Source organism: Mannheimia glucosida (assembly GCF_046267875.1).
GTDB classification, from domain to species: Bacteria; Pseudomonadota; Gammaproteobacteria; order Enterobacterales; family Pasteurellaceae; genus Mannheimia; species Mannheimia glucosida.
In genome coordinates this window covers 717,637-741,085 of sequence record NZ_CP176502.1, presented here as the reverse complement: position 1 = coordinate 741,085, position 23,449 = coordinate 717,637, and the positions used below count along the sequence as shown (strand labels likewise).

19 protein-coding genes and 1 other annotated feature are annotated in these 23,449 nt (G+C 40.0%); of the genes, 6 read left to right on the top strand and 13 right to left on the bottom strand.

The window, feature by feature from the left end; all coding sequences use genetic code 11:
* Positions 1–73 precede the first annotated feature (73 nt).
* From murB to ACJ7Z2_RS03710, 3 genes are all read left to right on the top strand, one after another.
* On the top strand, positions 74–1,105 hold the full coding sequence (gene murB, locus ACJ7Z2_RS03720) for a UDP-N-acetylmuramate dehydrogenase (RefSeq protein WP_409500823.1): 1,032 nt from the start codon (positions 74–76) through the stop codon (positions 1,103–1,105).
* Between the two features lie 11 nt (positions 1,106–1,116).
* Positions 1,117–1,878: a biotin--[acetyl-CoA-carboxylase] ligase gene (locus ACJ7Z2_RS03715; protein WP_409500822.1), complete on the top strand. Its 762-nt coding sequence runs from the start codon at positions 1,117–1,119 to the stop codon at positions 1,876–1,878.
* Between the two features lie 176 nt (positions 1,879–2,054).
* On the top strand, positions 2,055–3,698 hold the full coding sequence (locus tag ACJ7Z2_RS03710; protein ID WP_409500821.1) for an ABC transporter substrate-binding protein: 1,644 nt from the start codon (positions 2,055–2,057) through the stop codon (positions 3,696–3,698).
* Between the two features lie 48 nt (positions 3,699–3,746).
* Here the strand turns inward: ACJ7Z2_RS03710 and ptrA are convergent, their stop codons facing one another.
* The 13 genes from ptrA to ACJ7Z2_RS03645 form a co-directional block, all read right to left on the bottom strand.
* The gene (gene ptrA, locus ACJ7Z2_RS03705) at positions 3,747–6,698 is read right to left on the bottom strand and encodes a pitrilysin (protein ID WP_409500820.1); all 2,952 of its coding nucleotides are present in this window, start codon (positions 6,696–6,698) and stop codon (positions 3,747–3,749) included.
* Positions 6,699–6,836: 138 nt separating this feature from the next.
* A complete protein-coding gene (gene recC, locus ACJ7Z2_RS03700; RefSeq protein ID WP_409500819.1) occupies positions 6,837–10,139 on the bottom strand; it encodes an exodeoxyribonuclease V subunit gamma in 3,303 nt (1,100 codons plus the stop codon).
* 48 nt (positions 10,140–10,187) lie between these two features.
* Entirely contained in the window at positions 10,188–10,481 is a 294-nt protein-coding gene (locus ACJ7Z2_RS03695; protein WP_126301585.1) for a DUF5374 domain-containing protein, read from the bottom strand.
* The gene (locus tag ACJ7Z2_RS03690; RefSeq protein ID WP_409500818.1) at positions 10,474–11,157 is read right to left on the bottom strand and encodes a DUF2572 domain-containing protein; all 684 of its coding nucleotides are present in this window, start codon (positions 11,155–11,157) and stop codon (positions 10,474–10,476) included. The genes ACJ7Z2_RS03695 and ACJ7Z2_RS03690 overlap by 8 nt, the downstream gene beginning before the upstream one ends.
* 8 nt (positions 11,158–11,165) lie before the next feature.
* Complete coding sequence (locus tag ACJ7Z2_RS03685; protein WP_409500817.1) at positions 11,166–11,858, bottom strand: type II secretion system protein J; 693 nt, start codon at positions 11,856–11,858, stop codon at positions 11,166–11,168.
* Complete coding sequence (locus tag ACJ7Z2_RS03680) at positions 11,818–12,339, bottom strand: Tfp pilus assembly protein FimT/FimU (protein ID WP_409500816.1); 522 nt, start codon at positions 12,337–12,339, stop codon at positions 11,818–11,820. The genes ACJ7Z2_RS03685 and ACJ7Z2_RS03680 overlap by 41 nt, the downstream gene beginning before the upstream one ends.
* A 100-nt stretch (positions 12,340–12,439) precedes the next feature.
* A complete protein-coding gene (locus ACJ7Z2_RS03675) occupies positions 12,440–12,889 on the bottom strand; it encodes a pseudoazurin (protein WP_409500815.1) in 450 nt (149 codons plus the stop codon).
* A gap of 55 nt (positions 12,890–12,944) precedes the next feature.
* Positions 12,945–14,531, bottom strand: a complete 1,587-nt coding sequence (locus ACJ7Z2_RS03670) for an ABC transporter substrate-binding protein (RefSeq protein ID WP_409500814.1) — start codon at positions 14,529–14,531, stop codon at positions 12,945–12,947.
* 25 nt (positions 14,532–14,556) lie between these two features.
* Positions 14,557–14,702, bottom strand: a sequence feature (His leader region).
* Positions 14,703–14,878: 176 nt separating this feature from the next.
* A complete protein-coding gene (mglC, locus tag ACJ7Z2_RS03665; protein WP_126301580.1) occupies positions 14,879–15,889 on the bottom strand; it encodes a galactose/methyl galactoside ABC transporter permease MglC in 1,011 nt (336 codons plus the stop codon).
* A 13-nt stretch (positions 15,890–15,902) separates the two neighbouring features.
* Positions 15,903–17,402 (bottom strand): galactose/methyl galactoside ABC transporter ATP-binding protein MglA, encoded by a 1,500-nt coding sequence (gene mglA, locus ACJ7Z2_RS03660; protein WP_126301579.1) that lies wholly within the window; start codon positions 17,400–17,402, stop codon positions 15,903–15,905.
* Positions 17,403–17,473: 71 nt separating this feature from the next.
* Entirely contained in the window at positions 17,474–18,463 is a 990-nt protein-coding gene (gene mglB / locus ACJ7Z2_RS03655) for a galactose/glucose ABC transporter substrate-binding protein MglB (protein WP_006253404.1), read from the bottom strand.
* A gap of 274 nt (positions 18,464–18,737) precedes the next feature.
* A complete protein-coding gene (locus tag ACJ7Z2_RS03650) occupies positions 18,738–19,730 on the bottom strand; it encodes a substrate-binding domain-containing protein (RefSeq protein ID WP_409500813.1) in 993 nt (330 codons plus the stop codon).
* A gap of 84 nt (positions 19,731–19,814) precedes the next feature.
* Entirely contained in the window at positions 19,815–20,228 is a 414-nt protein-coding gene (locus tag ACJ7Z2_RS03645; protein WP_409500812.1) for a PACE efflux transporter, read from the bottom strand.
* A gap of 119 nt (positions 20,229–20,347) precedes the next feature.
* Between ACJ7Z2_RS03645 and ACJ7Z2_RS03640 the strand changes: the two genes are divergently transcribed.
* From ACJ7Z2_RS03640 to menH, 3 genes are all read left to right on the top strand, one after another.
* Positions 20,348–20,635 carry a YfcZ/YiiS family protein gene (locus ACJ7Z2_RS03640; RefSeq protein ID WP_126301576.1) on the top strand — a complete coding sequence of 96 codons (288 nt, stop codon included), beginning with the start codon at positions 20,348–20,350 and terminating at the stop codon, positions 20,633–20,635.
* Between the two features lie 189 nt (positions 20,636–20,824).
* Complete coding sequence (menD, locus tag ACJ7Z2_RS03635) at positions 20,825–22,531, top strand: 2-succinyl-5-enolpyruvyl-6-hydroxy-3-cyclohexene-1-carboxylic-acid synthase (protein ID WP_409500811.1); 1,707 nt, start codon at positions 20,825–20,827, stop codon at positions 22,529–22,531.
* A gap of 48 nt (positions 22,532–22,579) precedes the next feature.
* The gene (gene menH / locus ACJ7Z2_RS03630; RefSeq protein ID WP_409500810.1) at positions 22,580–23,428 is read left to right on the top strand and encodes a 2-succinyl-6-hydroxy-2,4-cyclohexadiene-1-carboxylate synthase; all 849 of its coding nucleotides are present in this window, start codon (positions 22,580–22,582) and stop codon (positions 23,426–23,428) included.
* Positions 23,429–23,449 lie beyond the last annotated feature (21 nt).

Sequence of the window (23,449 nt, the reverse complement as noted above, 5' to 3'; positions counted from 1 at the left end):
CCCAAAATCTTAATTGCAAAATTTTGTAAAAATATCACCGCTTGTTATTTCCACTTCTTAACTAACTAATTTGATGATGATACACAGTTTAACCCCTTTTCACACTTTCCATTTGCCTGCAAAAGCAACCCAAATTATTGAATTTACCACAGCCGAACAGCTATTGAGTGAATGGCAAAAAGCCTTTCACGCTCAACTGCCGATTTTAATTCTCGGGCAAGGCTCTAACGTTTTGTTTTTAGAGGATTTTGACGGCGTGGTGTTAGTGAATAAACTCAAAGGGATTGCACATCACGAAGACGAACACTTCCACTATTTGCACGTTCAAGGCGGGGAAAACTGGCACGAATTGGTTAAATGGACGTTGGCACACAATATCGCCGGCATTGAAAATTTGGCATTAATTCCGGGTGTCGCCGGCTCTGCTCCAATTCAAAATATCGGGGCTTACGGGGTTGAATTTGAACAGCTGTGTGATTTCGTGGAAGTGTTAAATTTACGTTCCGGCGAACGCTTTAAGCTATCCAAATCCGAGTGCGAATTTGGCTACCGTGAAAGTGTGTTTAAACACCAATACCGTGATGGATTTGCGATTATCTCGGTAGGCTTAAAATTAGCCAAAGCGTGGAAACCGGTGCTAAGTTATGGCTCATTAGCCCAACTCAATCCGGCAACGGTTACCGCACAACAGATTTTTGATGAAGTCTGTGCGGTTCGCTCCTCAAAATTGCCTAACCCTGATGAATTTGGCAATGCCGGCAGCTTTTTTAAAAATCCGGTGATTTCAAACGAACAATTTGCACCAATACAAGCCAAATTCCTAACCATTCCGCACTACCCTCAAGCTGATGGTTCGGTAAAATTAGCCGCAGGTTGGTTGATTGACCAAACCGGGCTGAAAGGCTTACAAATTGGCGGAGCGGCGGTACACACCCAGCAAGCCTTAGTGCTGGTTAACAAAGAAAACGCAACAGGGCAAGATGTTTTGGCATTAGCCAAAACCGTTCGCCAGAGAGTGAGAGAAAAATTTGGGGTAGAAATTCAGCCTGAAGTGCGTTTTATCGGCAAGAACGGCGAGGTCGATAGCGAAAAAATCACTCGCTAAGTGGAGACATAATGAAACTTAACCAAGCTCACATCCAAAATGCGTTAATTTGCGGGCAAGCCGTTGTGTTCGATGAAATCGATTCAACCAATGAATATTTGCTCACGCATCACCACAGTTTGGAAAACGGCACGGTTTGCCTTGCCGAAAAACAAACCGCCGGGCGTGGCAGACGCGGTCGAACTTGGTATTCGCCCGAGAGTGAAAATCTCTATTTCTCGATTTTATGGCATTATCCGATGGAGCAGGCAGCGGATCTACCGCCCTTAAGTTTAGTGGTTGCACTCATTATTGCAGAAAGTCTTACTGCTCAAAAGGTGAAAGATATTCAAATTAAGTGGCCGAATGACATTTATTACCAAGGCAAAAAAATGGGGGGCATTTTGTTGGAAACCCAAGCCAATCGTAATGGTTTAGATGTGGTTATCGGCATTGGGCTTAACCTAGGAATGGCAAAAGTGGATGAAAATATTGTGACGCAAGCGTGGGCAGATTTATCGCAATACCATTTTGACCGCAACGAATTGGTTTGCCGTTTAGCCTATGAATTGCAAAAAAATCTCAAAATTTACCCGCTTGTCGGCTTCGCTCATTATGCCGAGCGTTGGCAAAGCTTCGACCTTTTCCGCCACAAAGCGGTTAAGCTCATTACCGAAGCCGAAGAAATCCATGGTATTTCGCAAGGTATTAACGAGCAGGGAGAATTAATTCTAAAACAGGGTGAGAACATCCGCTATTTTGGCATTGGTGAAATTTCATTAAGGGCGGATTAGCCCTCTACAAGCGGTCGGATTTTATTGTTTTTTGCAAATTACTTGCCAAAAATAACCGCTTGTCATCTCTCTTTTTATATCATTTCGTTATAACAAAATGCTTTTTGTTCTTTACTCCTCATTGTGGAAAAGGTAATCTTCACAAGTTAATCCTAAGATTAAAAGCGGAGAACAATATGAAATTTCCAACGTTAACTAAAATCAGTGCAAGCGTTTTAGCAATATTAGCTTTAGCGGCTTGTGATGATAAAAGCAATGAAAATAAAGCTACAACAGCGGCAAAACCGCAAGCCGAGAAAACCTTTGTAAACTGCGTTAGCCGTTCACCAACCGGCTTTAGCCCGATTTTAATGATGGACGGCTTATCTTATAACGCCAGCTCGCAACAAATTTACAACCGCTTGGTGGAATTTGTGCCGGGAACAACCGATATTGAACCGGCATTGGCAGAAAGCTGGGAAATCAGCGAAGACGGTTTAACTTACACCTTTAAATTACGCAAGGGCGTGAAATTCCATTCAAACAAAGATTTCACCCCAAGTCGTGAATTGAATGCAGATGATGTGGTCTTCTCATTTAACCGCCAGTTAGATAAAAACCACCCGTATCACACGGTTTCAAAAGGGACATATCCGTATTTTAATGCGATGAAATTCCCGACATTATTGAAATCAGTAGAAAAAGTGGACGATAGCACCGTTCGTATTACCTTAACCAAACGTGATGCGTCATTCTTATCCAGCCTTGGTATGGATTTCACCTCCATTTATTCAGCTGAATATGCGGATAAAATGTTAAAAGCCGGCACACCTGAAGCGGTGGATACCACGCCAATCGGCACAGGGCCTTTCGTATTTAGTGGCTATGTGCTAGACCAAGCAAGCCGTTATGTAGCAAACAAAGAGTATTGGAAAGGCAAACCGGACATCGACCGCTTAATTTTCGAGATCGTGCCAGATGCAACAACCCGCTATGCAAAATTACAATCCGGTCAATGTGATTTAATGGACTTCCCGAATGCAACCGACATTGAGAAAATGAAAAATGATCCGAAGATCAATTTACTTTCTCAACCGGGCTTAAACATTGCTTATGTGGCATTCAATACCGAAAAAGCGCCGTTTGATAACGTGAAAGTTCGCCAAGCGTTAAACTTAGCGGTGGACAAAAAAGCGATTATTGATGTGGTTTATCAAGGCAACGGTTTTGCGGCGAAAAACCCACTGCCACCAACGATTTGGGGCTATAACGACAGTTTGCCAGATTCTGAGCATAACGTGGAGAAAGCGAAGCAATTATTAGCAGAAGCAGGCTTCCCGAACGGTTTTGAAACAGACTTATGGGTACAACCTGTGGTACGTGCTTCTAACCCGAACCCACGCCGTATGTCTGAAATTATTCAAGCGGACTGGGCAAAAATTGGGGTAAAAGCCAATTTAGTCACCTATGAATGGGGCGATTACATCAAGCGCACCAAAGCAGGTGAATTAACTGCCGGAACTTACGGTTGGTCGGGCGATAACGGCGATCCGGATAACTTCTTATCGCCATTATTCGGCACACAAAATATCGGTAACAGTAACTACGCACGCTTTACTAACCCTGAGTTAGATGCGTTATTAGAAAAAGCATTAGCTTCATCTGATAAAGCAGAACGTACTAAGTTATACGAACAAGCACAGGTTATTTTAAGAGAGCAAGCTCCTTGGATTAACGTGGCTCACTCGGTAAACTTTGCTCCAACCAGCAAACGTGTGCAAGGCTATAAACAAAGTCCGTTTGGATATACTTACTTATATCCGGTGAAAATTGTAGATTAAAAAATGAGGGGCGAAAATTTTTCGCCCCTAACTCTCTCTAATAACTCTCTAATAATCCTTAATCTCAAACTCTCGTTGTAGCTTTTCAATGCTTTCGATCTGTTCAAAACCATTGAATTTCGCAGCATCCTCTACTTTTGTTTTAGTACCAATTGCTTGGCTGGCAAATACAAAACCTTGCTTGTCAATCACTGCTTTTTGATAAAATTCAATGATATCTGCTTTAGTTAACTCCCTAGTTAACGCAATTATCTGTGGCAAGCGGTCAAATTCTGCATTATTTCTACTAAAGTCAGAACCAAATCTCGCATACTCTTCCGTTAAAGATTCCGGTCTGTATTGCCATTTTTCCACTAAGCTATCTCGATATTTAGCAAACTCAGCATTAGATAAGTTTTGTAAACGTTCTAACGCTTGTTTAAAGAAGCGTTCGTTATGCTCTAAAATACCTGCCGGCGTAGTATTTGGGCTTTGAACCATAAACTGAATACCAGATGTTTTCCCGATTAAATTATCAGTCGCATAAACTACATAGCCTAATTGTTTATCAGTACGCAAATCGTCAAAATACCATCGGGAAATAATATTTCGCAATAATTTTGCACGAGTAAAGCTTTCTAATTCATCGTAGCCATTAGGCATAAAAGCCATTGTTAATGCATTATCTTCATTCGGTACTTTAGTAATTACATTAATTTTTCGTTGGCTTGCACTAATATCTACATATTGCCCAGTGGTATTCGTAGATTTTTGGTTTTTTATAACCGCTTGTAAACTCTCAGCCAGAGATAGAACTTGCTCTGAAGATAAATTCCCTACTGATAACATCTTAAAGCCGGTAGCATCATTTAATATATGGCGGCGTGAGCTACGAATATCTTCAAGAGTAATCTTATCAATCATCTCTCGCTGCTTATTAATATCGAAATAAGGATAAGTTGCAAAACGGCTTAAAGCCGCATTTGCCTGATGAAGGCTATTCTCTTTTTCACCACGATCTAACTCTTGATGAAAACGTTGTTTAGCTTGAGCTAACATATCCTCACTCAATTCAAAACTACTGAACTGTTTTACGCTATCTAGGACTAATTTACCTAAGTTTTGTGTGTATCCTTCTGCGCTCACAGAGAACCCATTAGCTGTTACATTTAAACCTAAATCCATGCCGGCGACAGACGATTGAAAATCCAGCTTAGTTTGTGCCAAACTATTCATATAGCCTAAAATTGAGGCTGCCATCACGCTTTTTAAATCATTGTTTCTTGGGCGAATATTGAAGCCTAAGCCTATCTTAGCTTTTGGCTCATTGGAAAAATATAAGCTTGGCATCGAGTAAATTAAATTGCCTTGTTGATCGTTAATCAATTTCGGTTTGACTAAGCTTTTTTCAACATTATTTAACGTGAAATCTGTCGTGAAATAAGGGTTTAGCTCAGGCAAATTCAATTGTGGGTTTTGGCTAAAATCCAGCCATTTTCTCTTTTGAGCTTCACTGATTTTAGCTACCGAATAACCTGCCTCAAAATGTGGTGTTTTCTTATCGGTTACAGCATTATTACTAATTAACAAAATTCGTGCATTTTCTAACGTCATTCCGGCTAATTTTTCTTGAATTGCAACTTTATCCATCGTCTCAACAATGTAAGGCTGGTCAATCACATTTTCTAACGGAAAATACAGCATTTGCTCAGAAATAAATTCCACAAACCCCATATTTTTTTCCACCTGTAAATGTTGGAAATCCTGCTTCAGACTTTCTTTTACCTCATTAAAATAGCTTTCTTGAATACCGTGTTGCTTGATTTTTTCAAGTTGTTGGAAAACAAGCGAGATAATTTTATCTTTTTGCACTAGCCCCTTATCCGTTAATGACACATAAATTTCAAATGCACCTCGATCCCGGCCAATATTTGAAACAGAAGCAGCTGTCACACCACTGTCTGACAAACCTTGCTTAATCAGATAACCAGATAAAGTCCCCTCCGTATTATTGTTCAATACATAAGCAATATATTCGCCAGTTTTATGCTTAAATTGCATTTCATCATTGGGAAAATCAAACGAAATTGCTAACATTTTACTTGGCTTAATCGGCTTATATTGCACTACAACCGATTGATCTTCAGCACGATATAACGGTTCTCTGACTTTCGGCACACTTAAGTTTTTATTTTCCATTTTGCCTAAAGTATTAGCTGCCAATTTCGCCATTTGCTCAATAGATTGATTAGAATACAGCACTACCTTAAACAGATTCGCAGAATAATGTTGTTGATAGAATTTTTCTAGCTCGGCTTGTAGCTTGCTATCTGGTTTATCAGAAAGCGTTTGAATATTACCTACCGCAAATTTAGTTGAAGGGTGAGCAGGATTTGAAGTCGCTAAATTTACACTATGCAATAAATGTCCATCATGTGATTTGGCTCGGATCATTTCTGCATTCACTGCATTAATCTCTTTCTTGGCATTACTTTCGAGTAACAATGGAAAAGCGAGGGTATCTGCCATGCGCGTAACCGCCTCACTAAAGGCTTCGTTATTCACTTGTAGATAATACGCCGTGCGGTGAGAAGCAGTCGAGGCATTATTCATACCGCCATTTTTGGTTAAAAAACCGTCTAAGCTGTTGGTTTCCGGATAGTTTTTCGAGCCCATCAAGATCATATGCTCAAGATAGTGGGCTAAACCTTGCTGAGAAATCGGGTCGTCCATTGAACCAATCGGAATAATTGCAGACATTAGCGATTTATTCGCTTGGCTGTCGGAAATCAGTAGCACTTCCATTCCATTATCAAGTTTAATGCCTTGATAAATCGCTTTATCATTCGGGCTTTTGTTGATGCTCTGTTTAATCAGCTCAAAACCGAGTTGGGATTGAGGTTGAGATTGACTAGCGTTCGTTTTTTCTGCGTTTTTTGCAACTTCTGCAAATGCAGGGTAAGTCATCACATTAAGGGCAAAAGCCGCTGCAACGAATTGGGTAAGAAAAGATAATTTCATACATCTCCTTTTGAAATTAACATTGTAGTAATCAATGGACAGTAAAATGCGGGGAAAATTCTATTTTTATAGGTAAGGCGAATCATTATTCGCCTTTCATCATTTTACAAATTTTTAGCCAAAAACGACCGCTTGCAGTTAATCGTTTTTCTCTACTTTCTCATTCATTAAGCTAAACCAGCTTTGAGTACGTTGGTAAATTGCTTGAGAATCCAGCTCTTTAGTTTGAGCAAGAATCCGATTGAGGTAACTGCCGTCTCGCTCATCTTTATCTGCTAAATCGATAAAAACTTGCTCACTGTTTGTGCCATCGCCTTTGAGATATTCCTCAATTCGGTTGTAGATCACTAACTGGGCTTGCGATAATCCGTCCAAATAAGCATTCAAATAAATGCTTAATTGCGATAATGCCTCTATCTGCGAGACGGTTTCAAAGCTCAACACACCAACTTGCTCGCCTTCTCGATAATAGAATTTTACCGTTTTTTCAGGAAAATAGGCACACAGCAATAAATGATAGATCCAAGTCTGAATCTTGTCTTTATCTCGTAAATGCCCCACTCGCCATAACACCACTTCATTGTGATATAGGTTGGCAATATTGCCGTTTAGGCTGAGGGTTTGGCGTTCCAACTCAAGCTCCTGATTAACACTCAAAATACCGCTTTCACTGGCTAAATAGTGGCTTAATGCCGTTTGCATTTCGGTAATTTTGCCGATCAAATCTTGTGTGGCAATTTGAGCAAAATGAGAAGCAGGTAAATTGCCTTTGAGTTGCTCTTCGGCAAAAAAACGTTGCTGTTGTGCTGAATTTACCGTTAATAACTCGTTTAAAATCCGGTAGTTATCCAGCCCCGACATCTCAAAAATTTCGCTTTCATCAATGGTGTCATCATAAGTGTTAAACGAAATCCCCAACACTTTTAGAAAGAAAAACCTAATCGGGTTTTGCACAAAAGAGATAACTTCATCAACTTCTACCGAAGACACGCTTTCGTTGATTAAAGGCTCGCTGAGAAAATCTTGTACTGCAGAGGTTGGCTTGATGATCCACTCTGCGTTGTAAGCGTAATCTCGTGGGTGGGTAAAATTCTTTTTGCTAAACACGCTTAAAGGTTGTTTTCTGACCAAAACTTTTTCCACTTCATCGCCTAATCGTTGCTTCAATTCAGGTGTTGAAGCATCATTAATCGTATCTAACAGCTGGGAAACCAAAATCGACGGTAGCATCTCTTTACCGTCTTTTTGCGACTGCCCGACATAGCTGATGTAAAACACCTGTTGAGCGGAAAGTAAGGCTTCTAAGAACAAATAACGATCATCATCACGTTTGGCACGGTCGCCTTTTTTTGGGGCATACTGCATTAAATCAAAGCTATTGATTTGTTGTTGGCGAGGAAAATCTGCCTCATTCATACCTAGCAAGCAAACCACCTTAAACGGAATCGCCCGCATCGGAAGCAAAGTGGCAAAATTCACCCGTCCGACCAAGAAATTGAGCTGCTGTGAATGTTGGCTGAGCTGCTGCTCAAACAATAAGACTAAAACCTCAATTTGCAGATCGTCTGAAAAATGGGTTGCGGAAATTTGCTCGATAATCTGATCATTCACATTATTCAACAATAAAATTGATGCCGCATTTTCGGCATTTTCTTGATACAGATCAGCAGTCAAATTTTTTATTGCCTGCTGCCACGCAGCCAACGGCTGTGGCGTTTGCATAAAGTTTACCCACGCTAATAAAGCCTCAATAAAAGAGGCAAGTCGCCCCACCAGCTCGGCATTTAAGCCATAGCTATCCCCAAAGGCAAGGGTGTTTTCCCAAATCCCCTGCTCTTCTTTCAGGCTTGAGCCAAGCAATAAACGGTTTAGCCCGTTTTCCCACGAATTGTAGTTTTGCCAGTGAGGTTGCTCGATTTCTACACCCGAACGTACGCCGGCATTTCTCGCCCAAACCCGCAGGGTATGAATATCTTCCGTACTAAAGCCAAAACGGGTTTGGATCGCATTCACTTCCAGCAAATCAAACAGTTCTTCGGCATTAAACGGGCTTTCTTTCATTGCCAGCAGTTGCAGGAAACTGTGGATAATCGGATCAACCTGCGTAAATGCTTGGTCGGATAATGAAAAAGGAATATAGCGAGGATCCCGATTACCAGTATTGTAGCGAGAAAACACCGCATCAATGTAAGGAGCGTATCTATTAATATCCGGCGACATTACGATAATGTCTTTTGGTAGCAAGGTGCTATCTTGCTCAAACAAGTTCAGTAGCTGGTTATGCAACACTTCCACTTCCCGCATTGGGCTGTGGCACGAATGAATTTGGAGTGAATTATCAGAGGTTAAATCGGTAATAGTGGCGTTATTTTCTAAACTGAAAATCTGTTTTTTGAGTTTATTGAGGTTACTGTTTTCCTCTGGTTCGACAAATACATCAATGGTATTCGGCTCAAATTCGATTAATTGGGCTAAGAAATCCCGCCCTTGTTTGCCCCAAAGATTCAGCAGTTTATTGCTTTGCTCTGCCAATAAGTTATCCAGATCGTCTTGCGAAATCTTGTGGCTTAACGCCAATTTTTGCCACACTTTTTCTTCCACACTGTCGCCCCAATATTTTTCGCTTGGGTTGAAAAAGAACAGGTGGATATCGCAATGCTCGCTGAGTTTCTTAAACACCGCTAACTGTAATGGCGAGAAGGACGAAATCCCAAAAATGAAAATGCGTTTTGGCAATTTGGCTTTTTCTACATCGGTAAGCGAATCTAACTTAGCAAAGTAATTTTGTTGCAAATAAGCACGGTGGGAGGTAGTAAAAACCTGCTCATCAGATTCCGATTGCAGATCAGATACAATCTGCTGCCATAAATGGCTTTGCCATTTCATATCAGCTCGAATTAAATCAAAATCAATCGGCTTGGCGGCAGTTGCAATTTTTATCTCATTTTCAACCGCTTGTAATTTGCCCTCTTCCCAACTCACCAGCCAATGCGGGCGATACACCAAATATTGGTCGAACAATTCGGCAATTTTGGCAGAGAGTTGATAGAGCTTAAGCTGATACTGCTCTTCATTCTTCTCTTTAGGCTGATCGCTTAAGTAACGTTTGAGTGGGGCAAACTCCGATAGTGCCAAACAACTCGGCAATAACCGCATAATCCGCCAAACTAGAGAACTACGCTCAAAAATATTCTCTTTCGGCAGCTCCGGGAACAATAGCCGATACTGTTGCCATAAAAAAGTTGTGGGGTAGAGAAAATCACAATTCCCCATCACACCGTTTAATTCAGCAATCTGCATTTGTAGCCACTGTGCCATCCCCTGACTTTGAATCAAAATGGTTTCCGGCTCAAACGGATCTTCAAGTGGATTTACCTGCTGGATTTTCACCAGCATCTCCGCCAGTGATGAAATTTGGTTGGATTGGTAAAGTGTAAACATAATAACGCCTCGCTAATCGAATTATTGTCCTCCAAAGCGAGGGACGATTCAATCATTATTCAGCTCAATTTTGCCTAACGGGAAACGAATGCTTAAGCGATTGCCAGTGCATTGAATCTGATACCGAATCTGATTCTGGGTAATGCTTGGCTCACAATCTAACCCGGCTAATTTTAGGGCAAGCTGATTTTCTAAAATAATGACTGCTTGTTGCTGTTGGAAATGCTGGTTTAACCTTCGGTTTTGTGCCGATTGCCAATAGCTGAAACTCAATATCACAATCGCAAATAGCGTGATGCCAACCAAAAGCGATAAAGTCGTTTCTGCTTTATATTTAATCATCAACTGCCCCCATCAGATGTTCGGAATGCGGCAAATATCGCCAAGTGGAATACCTCGCCTCAAGCTCTGCCAGTACCTCTTTTTTAAAGGTTAAATTTCGCTCCTCTCGGGCATTATCATAAGAGGAATAAAGCGTGCCGTACATTTTTTGGCCTGTAATATCAAACAGATAGTCAGTTATCACGATGCCGTAAAAATCTTGCGGTAAGTTTTCATTAATTGCGTTTTTAGCAAGCACAATTTTAGGCTCACGTTCACTGCTACTCGGCAATTCAGCCAAAGAATGAATCGTATAAATCTCTTGGTTTGGCACATTTGATAAATCCAAATAATCCGCCAAACGGGTAAAGTGAATATATTTCTCTTTAGTCGGTTTTTTATCTTTAAATAAACTATGGAATTGGCAGGCAAATTGATACTGTAAAAACTTAAATTGCTTATCGGATAAATCCGCTTGGCTGATCTGCTCTTTTTGAAATTTTTGGCATATTTTAGTTTTATCTTGTGGATATAACGTTAAAAAAGCATATTGATCCGCAAGATATTTCTCACTATAAAAATGGGTAATATTTTGTTGTTCAAGCCATTTTTCTTTACTTAAAAATAAAACCGATAAAATCGTAGAAATCAGTAGTAATGAAACCAATAATGCACTGGCATTTTTATATTTATTCACTTTTACCCCTAATGATTTAAGATAAAAATATAACGCGTTGCCGCATAAACTAATCCTTTTTGTTTAGCCGATTCTATTTCCAACTCTATTTTTAATAAGTTATCCTCTTGCTTCCAACTAAAATCCAGTTTATTGGTTTTAAAATTATGTACTTCGGTAAATTTACTCCAATTTCCATCGCAATTTTTGAGTAACGTTTGGCATTGTTCTTTAATACAATTATCTAATTGCGATGAAAAAGTATAGATTTCATTATTTTCTAGTTTAAAACCAATAATTTCTTTTAACACCTCTTTGGTATTATTCACTGTTCCTAACTTACAAGCGGTCGTTTTTGTCCTACGTTTTCCCAAACAACCGTCTTGGTTTAGATCGTAAAATCCAATAATGCAGTTTTTATGCAAAATATTCAGGCTTTTCCCTGCGTGCTGAAATAAATCAAAATTACTGTCTGTTCTGTGAGAGCCTTGATAGCCAATGTGTTGAAAATGCTGTTGAAAGTAATTCAGTAACTGGTGAGCTTCTGCTTGCAAGTAGAGCTGTTCTTTTTGTTTGGTTTGAGTGTAATAAAAATCAGCATAATTTGAGGCAACAAGCAATAATAAAAACGCCCCTAATGCACTAGCCATTAATACTTCAATTAGGCTAAAAGCAGATAAACTAATCTTTGCAGGTACTACGTTTATTTTTTGCTGCCACATAAACACGCCCTAATTGTTCAAATTGTAAAATTTCATTTTCTTTATTTAAACTGAGCTTAATACATTTAGACTCTAATTGACCACTTACCCCATCAATATTAATAAAGGATTTGGGATATAAGCTTTTATTTTTTAAAACAATATGTTGATGAGTCGGCGTATAAAGATGATATTCTTTCCCTAAATCACAAAACTGTTTATTTAAACAATCACAAATAATCTGCTTAGTGGTATTAATTGGCTTAATTATCGCAATCATACACCACTGTTCATTCCGCTGAGAAAGGGTTAAAGTATAATTACGTTTGGTATAACGTGCTTTGGTTTGGATTTGGTGAATAAAAGATTGAATATTTTCAATTTCACTATTGAGTGCAATTCTATCTTGCAAGGTAAAAATAACCGGCGAGATAAAATAAACAGCGATCACCATAATAGTGATAGTGGTTAGTATTTCAATTAATGTGATGGCTTTATACATAAAAATACCCTCATTGATAAAGGGTATCTTAGAATTTAAGCATCATTTGTAAACTATTAAATATTGATTTTTCGATGCAGATCGCAAAATTAAATCACATCTACTTAACTTGCTCTAAATATTCAAATAAACGTCCTTTATTTCCTTTCGTGCGTTTTTCAATTTTTTCCACTTCTTTTTGTGCGGCTTCAAGATTGAGAGCTTGTCCTACTTGGATAATTCCGGTCATATTCATGGTTCGGTGTGGCGGACAGTAGTAAACATAAACACCTTCGTGAGTAAGGGTAATAGTAAATTCTTCATCTTCTTTAGATAAGAACTTTTCCGCCCCTTCTGGTATCGCTCGGCTCTCGACCCAATGTCCTTTATGAGATGGAATAAAAGTTACCGTATCGCCCACCTCTGCTTTTACATAACCGGGCTCAAATACCATTGAGCCTTCCGCATTGTTATCTAACATTTTGATTTCGTGATGGGCTGAAAAGACTGAGGCTGAACAAAATGCCAATGTGACACAAGCTAATTGATTCCACTTAAGTTTCGCTAACATATATTGCTCCTAAATTTATGAGGCACAAAATGAGTTCAATTCATTATACCTTAGGTTATTCCAGCTCAACACCATAAAAATTATGAGCAATAAACGGGCTAACAACATAGCCTTTTACCTCTTTCCTTACCGGAAAATACACCGTTGAATGTGCAATCGGTAACCAAGGTACTTGCTCATTGAAGATGAATTGCGCTTTTTTATATAAATCTGACCGCTTGTTTTGATCACTGATAGTCGCAGCCTCATTAATTAAACGGTCAAACTCTGGATTACAAAACCCTGCATAGTTTGAGCCTTGTTCCACCGCATTACAACTGAGCAGGGCATTGAGGAAATTATCCGGATCGCCGTTATCTCCTGTCCAACCAATCATTCCGGTAGCGTGCTCGCCGTTTCCCATTCGTTTAAGATATTCTCCCCATTCATAGCTCACTATCTTTGCCTCTACCCCTATTGCTTTCCAATCCTCTTGGATCATTTCAGCCATTCTACGGGCATTTGGATTGTAAGGGCGAGAAACAGGCATTGCCCAAATTTCTGTTTCAAAACCATTTTCTAATCCGGTCTCTTTAAGCAAGCTCTTCGCCTTTTCCGGATTAAATTCATAACCGGCTACTTCGTTGTTATATCCCCAGATCGTAGAAGGCATTGGGTTTTTAGCTGGCGTTGCATAGCCTTGATAAACGGAAGTTAAAATTTCAGTTTTATTCACCGCATAATTCAATGCTTGGCGAACTTTAGGGTTATCAAAAGGGGGCTTACGAGTATTAAAAGTAATATAACCGATATTTAGGCCTGACTTTTCAAATAATTGAATATCTTTATTCGCTTTTAAAGCAGGCAAATCTGACGGGTTCGGATAAGGCATCGCTTGGCATTCGTTCTTCTCCAATTTAGCTAAACGTACTGAGGCATCGGGCGTAATACTAAATACAAGGCGATCTATCTTCGCTTTTCCTTCCCAATAGTGTTCAAATGCTGTAAATCTTACCGCAGCGTCCTTTTGGTAACCATAGAACTGGAATGCACCTGTGCCTATAGGTTCTAAATCTAATTTTTCCGGCGTACCCGCTATTTGCATTTTATTTGCATATTCCGCAGAAAAGATCGCCATAAAATCCATAGCTAAATTAGCAAGAAAGGGGGCATTCGGTTCAGATAATTCGATTTTTACCGTGTAATCATCTACTTTTGTTACATTTTTGATGATGTTTTGCATATTCATTCCGTAGAAAAACTCATAGTTACCGCCGGACAATTTGTGATATGGATTCGTCTTATCAAACTGACGGTTAATCGAAAAAATAACATCATCAGCATTAAAATAACGACTAGGGGTAAAACTTTTATTACTCTGGAACTGCACATTCTGACGCAAGAAAAAAGTATAAATTTTTCCGTCTTCACTGATTTCCCATCGCTCTGCCAGAGAAGGAGTGAGGTTAGTTGTACCTTTTTCAAAATCAATCAGGCGATTATAGATTGCTTGCCCGACATCAAGAGTAGCTCCATCTGTTGCAATCTGAGGATTCAATGCTGCCGGAGATGATTCCAAACAGTAAGTAAAAGATTTAGGTGCTGCGAAAGCAGAACCTGTAAATGCTAAAGAAATAAGTGCAAGTTGTGTCAGCTTGTTCATTGTCATATCCTTAAATGTTAAGCAATAAAAAACCCTTTCAAAAGTTGCCTTCCGAAAGGGTTAGAATTGGGTTTGCGATTTTGGATTGCGTTTGCCATTTCAGGTTTTCGGAAGATATCTTCCGAACACGCCAAATGCCCGAAAGATTAATCGGTCAAATGGTGGTGATGATGTTTAACGCAATAGCTCATAATATTCTCCAAAATTGAATGTTTAAGAATTTACGCTTTTTAAAAATCAATTGCAAACGTTTTCTTTAAAATTTTGTAAAAAATTCAACATTTTTAACCGCTTGTATCGTACCTAGGAGAAAATTTCGATTTGCTCCTAGGTTTCCAAGCAATAGGCTATTTTTTCTTCGCATATTTAAGGGAGTCAATCGCCACCGCTAAGATGATGATTCCACCTTTAATAATATATTGCCAGTAAGGGTTTACGCCAATATAGGTTAAGCCGTAGTTGATAACGGTAAAGATTAACACCCCTGTTACTACACCAATGATAGTACCCACACCACCGGCAAAGGATACCCCACCTACCACACAAGCAGCGATAGCGTCCATTTCATACATGAAGCCCAGGTTGTTAGTCGCACTTCCGATACGCCCTGCCTCTAACATACCGCCAAAAGCATAGAAGATACCTGAAAGCATATAGATGAACATTAAGTTAAGTGGCACATTCACCCCTGAAACACGTGCTGCTTCCGGGTTTCCACCAATAGCAAACACATTTTTACCAAAACGAGTTTTGTTCCACAGTGTCCACATAATAATGGTCGCAACTACCGCATAAATCGTAATATAGGATAATTTAAATTCTCCAAATCGGAAAAAACCTTGTGCAAAGGTTGAGAAATCGTCACTAAAACCGGCAATTGGCGATGAACCTACCGCATCATAGTAAAGTGAGTTGATACCATAAACAATGATCATCGTCCCCATTGTGGCAATAAAAGGTGTTACGTTAAGATAAGCAACTACAATACCGTTAAATAAGCCGATTAATCCGCCAATTACACAGACAGTAAGTACCACTACCGGAATCGGAATTTCCGAGAGGTTCGGGAACACCTTGTTCATATTTTCCATTGATTGCAACAAGGTTGCCGAAATGACCGCCGCAAGACCTACCTGACGACCGGCAGATAAGTCAGTTCCCTGTGTAACAATTAACCCCGCTACGCCGAGTGCAATAATAAGGCGAACCGAAGATTGCGATAAAATATTACTGAAGTTACGCAAGCTCAAGAAACTCGGATCTTGCACAATAATCACAATTAATAAAATCAAAAGTACAAAGTAAATCGCATTTTGTTTAAAAAAATCGAGCGTTTTATTTTGTTGTAAGGCAGACATAATTCACTCCTTGTTATAAGTATTTTGCTGCGAGTTGCAAGATTTCTTCTTGCGAAGTGTGAGCGGTTTCGACAATACCTGCGACTCTTCCGTTACTCATTACCAAAATTCGGTCTGTTACCCCAAGTAATTCAGGCATTTCCGATGAAATCATAATGATTCCTTTGTCTTTATTCGCTAACTCTAAAATTAGCTGATAAATTTCAAATTTCGCCCCAATATCAATACCTCGGGTCGGCTCATCAAGCATCAAAATTTCAGGCTGAGTTAAAAGCCAGCGCCCGATAATCACTTTTTGTTGGTTACCGCCGGAAAGTGAGCCGATATGGGTTTGGTGCGATGGCGTTTTTACATTCATCGCATCAATCACCCATTGGGTATCACTTTTCATTTTTTTATTGCTTAGCAAACCAAATTTCCCTAGGTAAGACTTCATATTTGAAATCAGGGAGTTAAACTCAATACTCAAGTTTGCATAAATACCCGTTGAACGGCGCTCTTCCGTCACTAACGCAAAGCCATTATTAATGGCATCAAACGCATTGCGGTTATTAACCTCTTTACCATGCAATTTAATAGATCCACTAGCTTTATCACGTACACCGAAAATCGTTTCTACAATATCTGTTCGTTTCGCCCCGACCAAGCCAGCAATCCCCAAGATTTCACCTTTACGCAAACTAAAACTAACATCTTGAATAGAAGGCTGATTTTTCGCAGTTAAATGTTCAACTTCAAGTACAGTTTCTTTTGGCGTATTGGTTTTCTCTGGGAAACGTTGGGTTAATTCACGCCCAACCATCATTGAAACCACTTGATCCATTGAGGTATCTTTAATCGCAACGGTGTTTACCCATTTACCGTCACGCAAAATGGTAATTTCATCACAAATTTTAAAAATTTCGTCCATTTTGTGTGAAATATAGATAATGCCACAGCCTCTGTCTTTCAGTTTTTGGATAATTTTAAATAAATGCTCGACTTCTTTTTCTGAAAGTGACGAAGTTGGTTCGTCCATAATCACAATTTTGGCATTGTAAGAGAAAGCTTTTGCAATCTCGATCATCTGCATTTGTGAAACCGATAATTTGGCTACTTTATCACGTGGATCAACATCAATATCTAATTCATCAAAAATCGCCTTAGTATCACGATACATTTTATCGTGATCTACAAAAGGCCCTTTTAGTGGGTAACGACCTAGCCATAAGTTATCCATTACCGTCACTTGTTTTACTAGGTTCAACTCTTGGTGAACCATTGAGATCCCATTTTCTAACGCCTCTTTTGAGGTCTTAAAATTCACCGGCTTGCCAAGAAAGAGAATATCTCCCTCATCTTTAGCATAAATCCCAAATAAGCATTTCAGTAACGTTGATTTACCTGCTCCATTCTCTCCCATTAAGGCGTGAACACTATGGGATTTCACCGTTAAGTTAGCATTATCTAAGGCTTTTACCCCGGGAAATGACTTGCTAACATTTGTCATTGTGAGTAAAACTTCACCTGTCATATCTCACCCCTGATTACATCGAAAAATCGAAAAAAAGCACGGGTATCCATCACCCGTGCTAAAAGCGTGAATTATTTTAAAAATTCAGATAAGTTGTCTTTATCGACACCAACGTAAGGAATACGCACCACACGGTTTTCCAATTTCCATTGTGTACCAGCAACTGCATCTTTACCGTCTGCTAAGTTAGCAGAAAGCTGAACAACCGCTTTACCTTGGTTTACACCATCATTTAATACCGTACCGGCTAATTCACCTTTTTTGATTAATTGAAGTGCTTCTGGCAATGCATCTACACCGAAGATTGGTAATTTTCTACCGTGAGCTTTAGTTGCTTCTAATGCACCTAACGCCATACCATCATTATTAGAAATAATTACTTCGATGTCTTTCGCTTTACCACTTGATAACCAAGCATCCACTTTATCTTTCGCTTGAGCGGCATCCCATAATGCTGCATCCATAAAGATTTGCTCGCTGTCGATACCTTGTGCTTTTAAGCTTTCTACCACATATTTTGTACGAGCTTCCGCATCAGGGTGACCCGGCTCACCTTTTAATAACGCAAATTGGATTTTACCGTCTTTATTCAAGTCTAATTCAGGGTGGGCTTTCCACTGTTTTGCAATTAACTCACCTTGAATAATGCCTGACTCTTTCGGCTCAGTACCTACATAATAGGCTTTCGGATAGCTATCAATCGCAGCTGCACCCGGGTCTTTATTGAAGAACACCACAGGCACATCTTCACTTTTCGCTTTTTGAATAATTGTTTTATAAGCTGATGGATCCACCAAGTTAATTGCTAATGCTTTAACCCCTTTAGAAAGTAATACATCAACTTGGTCGTTTTGAATGGATTGCGTATTTTGCGAGTCATTCATTAATAACTCAACTTTTTGTGTTTTACCCTCTTTTTCGATTTCTTTACGCATTAATGCCATAAAGTTATCGTCATATTTATAAATTGTTACACCAATACGGTTTTCAGCTTGAGCTGTACTGATCGTTGCACCTAATGCGACTGCCATTGCAACTGCACTTAATACTGCTTTCTTCATAGGAGATCACCTCTTTTATGTGTTTATAGGGAAATGAATTGCTTACCATAAGCAACTTGAGGCAAAGCATAACTAATTTTTAGAAAACAATCCGTGATCATTCTCACAGAATTAAGACAAAGTGGAGAAATTTTTAATTTGAAGTATAAAATTTGAATATTCGCTCTATTCAAATCTGTTGGAAGAAAAGAGAAAGGATTTGCAAGATTTTACTGAAAAATGACCGCTTGTTATCATCAATAAGGGGCGTATTTATAACGCCCCGCTCCTCCATTTAAGGTAAAAATTGCCCTAAATTTTCGTTATCAATACCAATATGCGGAAGATAAATCGTTTTAGAGGAATGGTTTTCCCACTGCGTATCTTTCAGTGCTGGCTTACCTTTTGCCAAATTAGACACCAATTTCACCACCGCTTTCGCTTGTGCGGAGCTATCATTTAATACCGTGCCGGCTATTTCCCCTTTTTTCATTAATGCTAAGGTCTCAGGTAAGGCATCAATCCCAAAGATCGGCAATTTTTTCTCGTGTGCATTTAATGCTTCTAAAGCACCGATTGCCATTTCATCATTGTTTGAAATCACGACTTCAATCTCAGCTGCATGGTTTGCCACCAACCACTCATTCATTTTATTTCGAGCCTCTGCTCTACGCCATCTTGCCGTATCACTGTAAATTTCTTGCACTTCAACACCTTGTTGATTGAGCGATTGGACTACTGCTTGAGAACGTTCGGTACTCACATCACTCTGCTCTCCCTTAAGCAATACAAATTGCAATTTACCGTCTTTATTCAGATCGAAATCTGGGTTTGATTTCCACGCTTTCGCAATTAATTCCCCTTGGATTTTACCGGCTTCTTTAGGATCAGCACTCACAAAATACGCCTTTTCGTAACTTTCTAACGCTTGTTTACTCGGTGTGCGGTTAAAAAAGACAATCGGCACATTATAAGCTCTCGCCTTTTCTACAATGGTATTCGATTCATTAGCATTCACAATATTCACCACCAACACATGCATTTTATGCTGAAGTAAGGTTTCAATTTGCGCTAATTGCTTCACTTGGGAATTTTGCGCATCATTCATAAACCACTTCAACCCAGCGAAGCCTTTCGCCTCGTTTTGCATATCCTTACGCATTTGAGTCATAAAATGGTCATCATATTTGTAAATCGTTACCCCCACTCTGCTTTCAGATTGTGCGTAACTTAGATTCACACCGCAAATAACAGAAAGTGCAAAAGCACTCAAGATTGTACGCTTCATAGAATGTCCCTCTTGCTATGTCAAATATGAACCAGTTAAAGCATAGCGAATTTTGTGTAAGGAAACCGTGATCTAGTTCACAATTTAGTCAGATTTAACCCACCTCAGGCGTAAATGATCGTACACCCAATTAAAAATCACCGAATAAACCAACACAAATAAAGTCATTCCAATATCCATCACAAACGCCTGCCACCAGCCAATATCGAGCATATACATCACCAATGGGATAGTAAAAACCAGCAAACCACCCTCAAAAAGGAATGAATGCAAAATACGAATGCCTAGACCACGTTGCACTCGCTCACCGGTAAACACCTTATCAAAACCCCAGTTAAAAATGACATTCCACACCATTGCAACCACCGAAATCATCACAATCACAGCGGTTAAATCAACCATACGATGAGAAGTCAGCCAAGAAGTTAAGATAACCGTAAAAATAATAGCGAAAAATTCAAATAACAGCGCGTGAAATACTCGCTCCCAAGCGGTCATTTTTACTCCAAACTTTGCAAAATACTAATTAAATCAAATAATCGTTCACTGATGATTGCAGGTTACGCAATTTCGTTTTAAAGTACCCACATTATTCATCAATTTAGAAGGATTAGCCAATGAAAAACGATAAACCGATTGAATGCGAAGGCTGTAACACATTTGATGTAGGTTCTATTTTAGATAACAGCGAAACAGTCGCTACTATTCAACGCACTTATGAAAGCGAAAATGAAGCTAAATCAGCACTTGAAAAATTGATTCAAAAAGCCCGTGATGTCGAATCTGAACCCTGTGAAATCAGCAGTGAAATCACCCCGATTGAAAGCGGTTTTGAACTGGTTGCTCACTTCAAATTTAGCTGCCAAGCAGAAGTGGTTATTTTTCAATTAGGGACACGTTTCTAATTAATTTAAACGTTTAATCTATCCCAAGCAGTTTGATTTCATTCAAGCTGCTTTTTCATTTACAAGCGGTCATTTTTGCCTAATAATTTGCAAAAAATCGTTAATTTTGCGCTAAAACTTCCCACAATAATTTCACTTTTTGCTACAATCCTAACCATTTATCGAATTTATCAATCAGTAGAGAAGAATATGAATACCAGTTCTTTTAATCGCACTTGGGCAAAAGTGATTTTAAGTGCATTAATGCGTTATGGCGTAAAACATTTTTGTATTGCTCCGGGTTCTCGCTCAACACCGCTCACATTAGAGGCAGTGCAACTTCAACAAACGCAATATGCAGAGTGCCACACTCATTTTGATGAGCGTGGTTTAGGCTTTTATGCATTAGGGATTGCTAAAGCAACTGACAGCCCGGTCGCGATTATTGTCACTTCCGGCACAGCAGTAGCGAACCTTTATCCTGCGGTGATAGAGGCAAGCCTGAGCCATCAAAAACTGATTATTCTTTCTGCCGACCGCCCAACCGAATTAATCGGCTGTGGGGTAAACCAAGCCATTCATCAGCAAGGTATTTTTGCCAATTACCCGGTTGCCAGTGTCAATCTACCGAAAGCGAACGAGGCTTACCACGCAAGCTGGCTGGTTTCGACCATTGAGCAAGCCTGCACCACCCAAGCACAACAAGGCGGTGTATTGCATATCAATGTGCCTTTTGAAGAGCCACTTTATGAAGCAGACATTAATGAGATTCTAAATACACCTTGGTTACGCCCAATCCAAGGTTGGCTAAATAACGCCCAAACCAAATGGATAGACCAACAAGCGATTCAAAGCGAAGTCTCAATGCACGAAAATTGGGATTACTGGCGAACCAAGCGTGGAGTGATTGTGGTCGGCAAACTGCCACCGGAACAAGGCACTGGCTTAAAAACTTGGGCGGAAACCATGGGTTGGTGCTTGCTAAGTGATGTGCAATCTTGCATTGAAGCTAGCCTGCCGTATGCGGATATTTGGCTCTCCAACGAGACTGTCAAACAGCGTTTATTACAAGCGGATATCGTGATTCAATTCGGCACGCAAATTGTCAGCAAACGGGTGAATGAATTTTTAAAAGCATTCCAAGGGGAATATTGGGTGGTGGAACAATCGCACGATTACCATAATCCAAACGCTCACCATCAAACCCGTTTTATTGCCAAAGCACATCACTTTTTGCGAGTACACCCACCACTTCGCCAAAAACCGTGGTTGCTTGAGCCATTGGCATTATCGCAATTCTGCTCCACTTTCATAGAGCAACAAGTGGGTGGCAGCTTAAGTGAAGCCTCACTTGCACACAACATTCAAGATGTTTTAGCGATTAATGGTAACTTATTTATCGGTAATAGCTTATTTGTTCGTTTGGTTGATGCTCTGTGCAAACTGCCGGAAGGCTACCCTGTTTATACCAACCGAGGTGCAAGTGGCATTGATGGCTTAATTGCCACAATGGCAGGGATTGCCAAAGGTAGCGACCGCCCAACTGTCGGTGTAGTGGGCGATATTTCCGCATTACATGATCTCAACTCGATTGCATTACTCACCAAAATTAACCAACCAACTATTTTATTTGTGGTGAATAACAGCGGTGGGGCTATTTTTGATATGTTACCGGTTGAAAGCAAAGCGAAAGACCAATATTACCGCTTGGCACATAACTTTGAGTTTGCACAAGTAGCGACAATGTTTGGGCTGGAATATATCCGTCCGTTTACTTGGGCTGATTTAAAAACCAAACTCAAACACGCCTACGCCCGCAAAGGCGTAACCATTGTGGAAATCAAAGTGAACGAACACGATGGTAGCAATATGTATAAATCATTGCTAAAACAAATTTCACAGGCGGAAATTGCCTAATCACAACTGCCCCTCGCCAATCCTGCGAGGGGTAAAAATGTATCGACTATGCTTTCCTATCAATGGCACGCTCAACAGGGCACACCTGTTGTTTTCTTACACGGACTACTCGGCTCACAACAAGACTGGCAAGCTGTTCTCCAACATTTGCAAAATTTTCCGCAAATTCGACCGCTTACCATCGATCTTCCTTTTCACGGAAACAGTAAGCATATTACCTGTACCGATTTTGCCGACCTGCGACAGCAACTACACGCCACCTTTGAAAGCTTAATCGGCTCACAGCCTTTCTATTTAGTCGGCTACTCACTCGGTGGGCGAGCAGCACTGGATTATGTGCTAAATATGGATAATCCGAATCTGCAAGGTGTGGTGTTAGAAGGGGCAAATATCGGCTTAAGCTCAGAAAACGACCGTCAGATTCGCTGGCAAAATGACCTCCACTGGGCAAACCGTTTCCGTCAAGAACCCATCGAACAAGTGCTTGAAGATTGGTACAAACAGCCTGTTTTTGCAGATTTGACTGCCACAGAGCGACAACATTACATCGAAAGCCGCAAGCACAACCGAGGGGAGCAGATCGCCGCAATGTTAGAGGCTACAAGCCTTGCCAAACAGCCTAACTACGCTAAAAAACTCAAACAGATAGATAAAAACATTGTCTTTTTTATCGGTGAAAAGGATCAGAAATTCCGCAAAATGGCATCAAGCCACCAACTGCCAACACAACTGATTGCTAATGCAGGGCATAATACTCATCGGGCTAATGCTAAAGATTTTATGGAGAAATTGAGGTTGCGGATACTCCATTCCGACAGCGACCACGGTCGCAATCGGTTAAGCATAACGGTGCAGCTCTGCTGCACAAAAGCCCCAGTGGGGCTTAATCAGCCGTAGGCTGAATATAACCTAGTACGG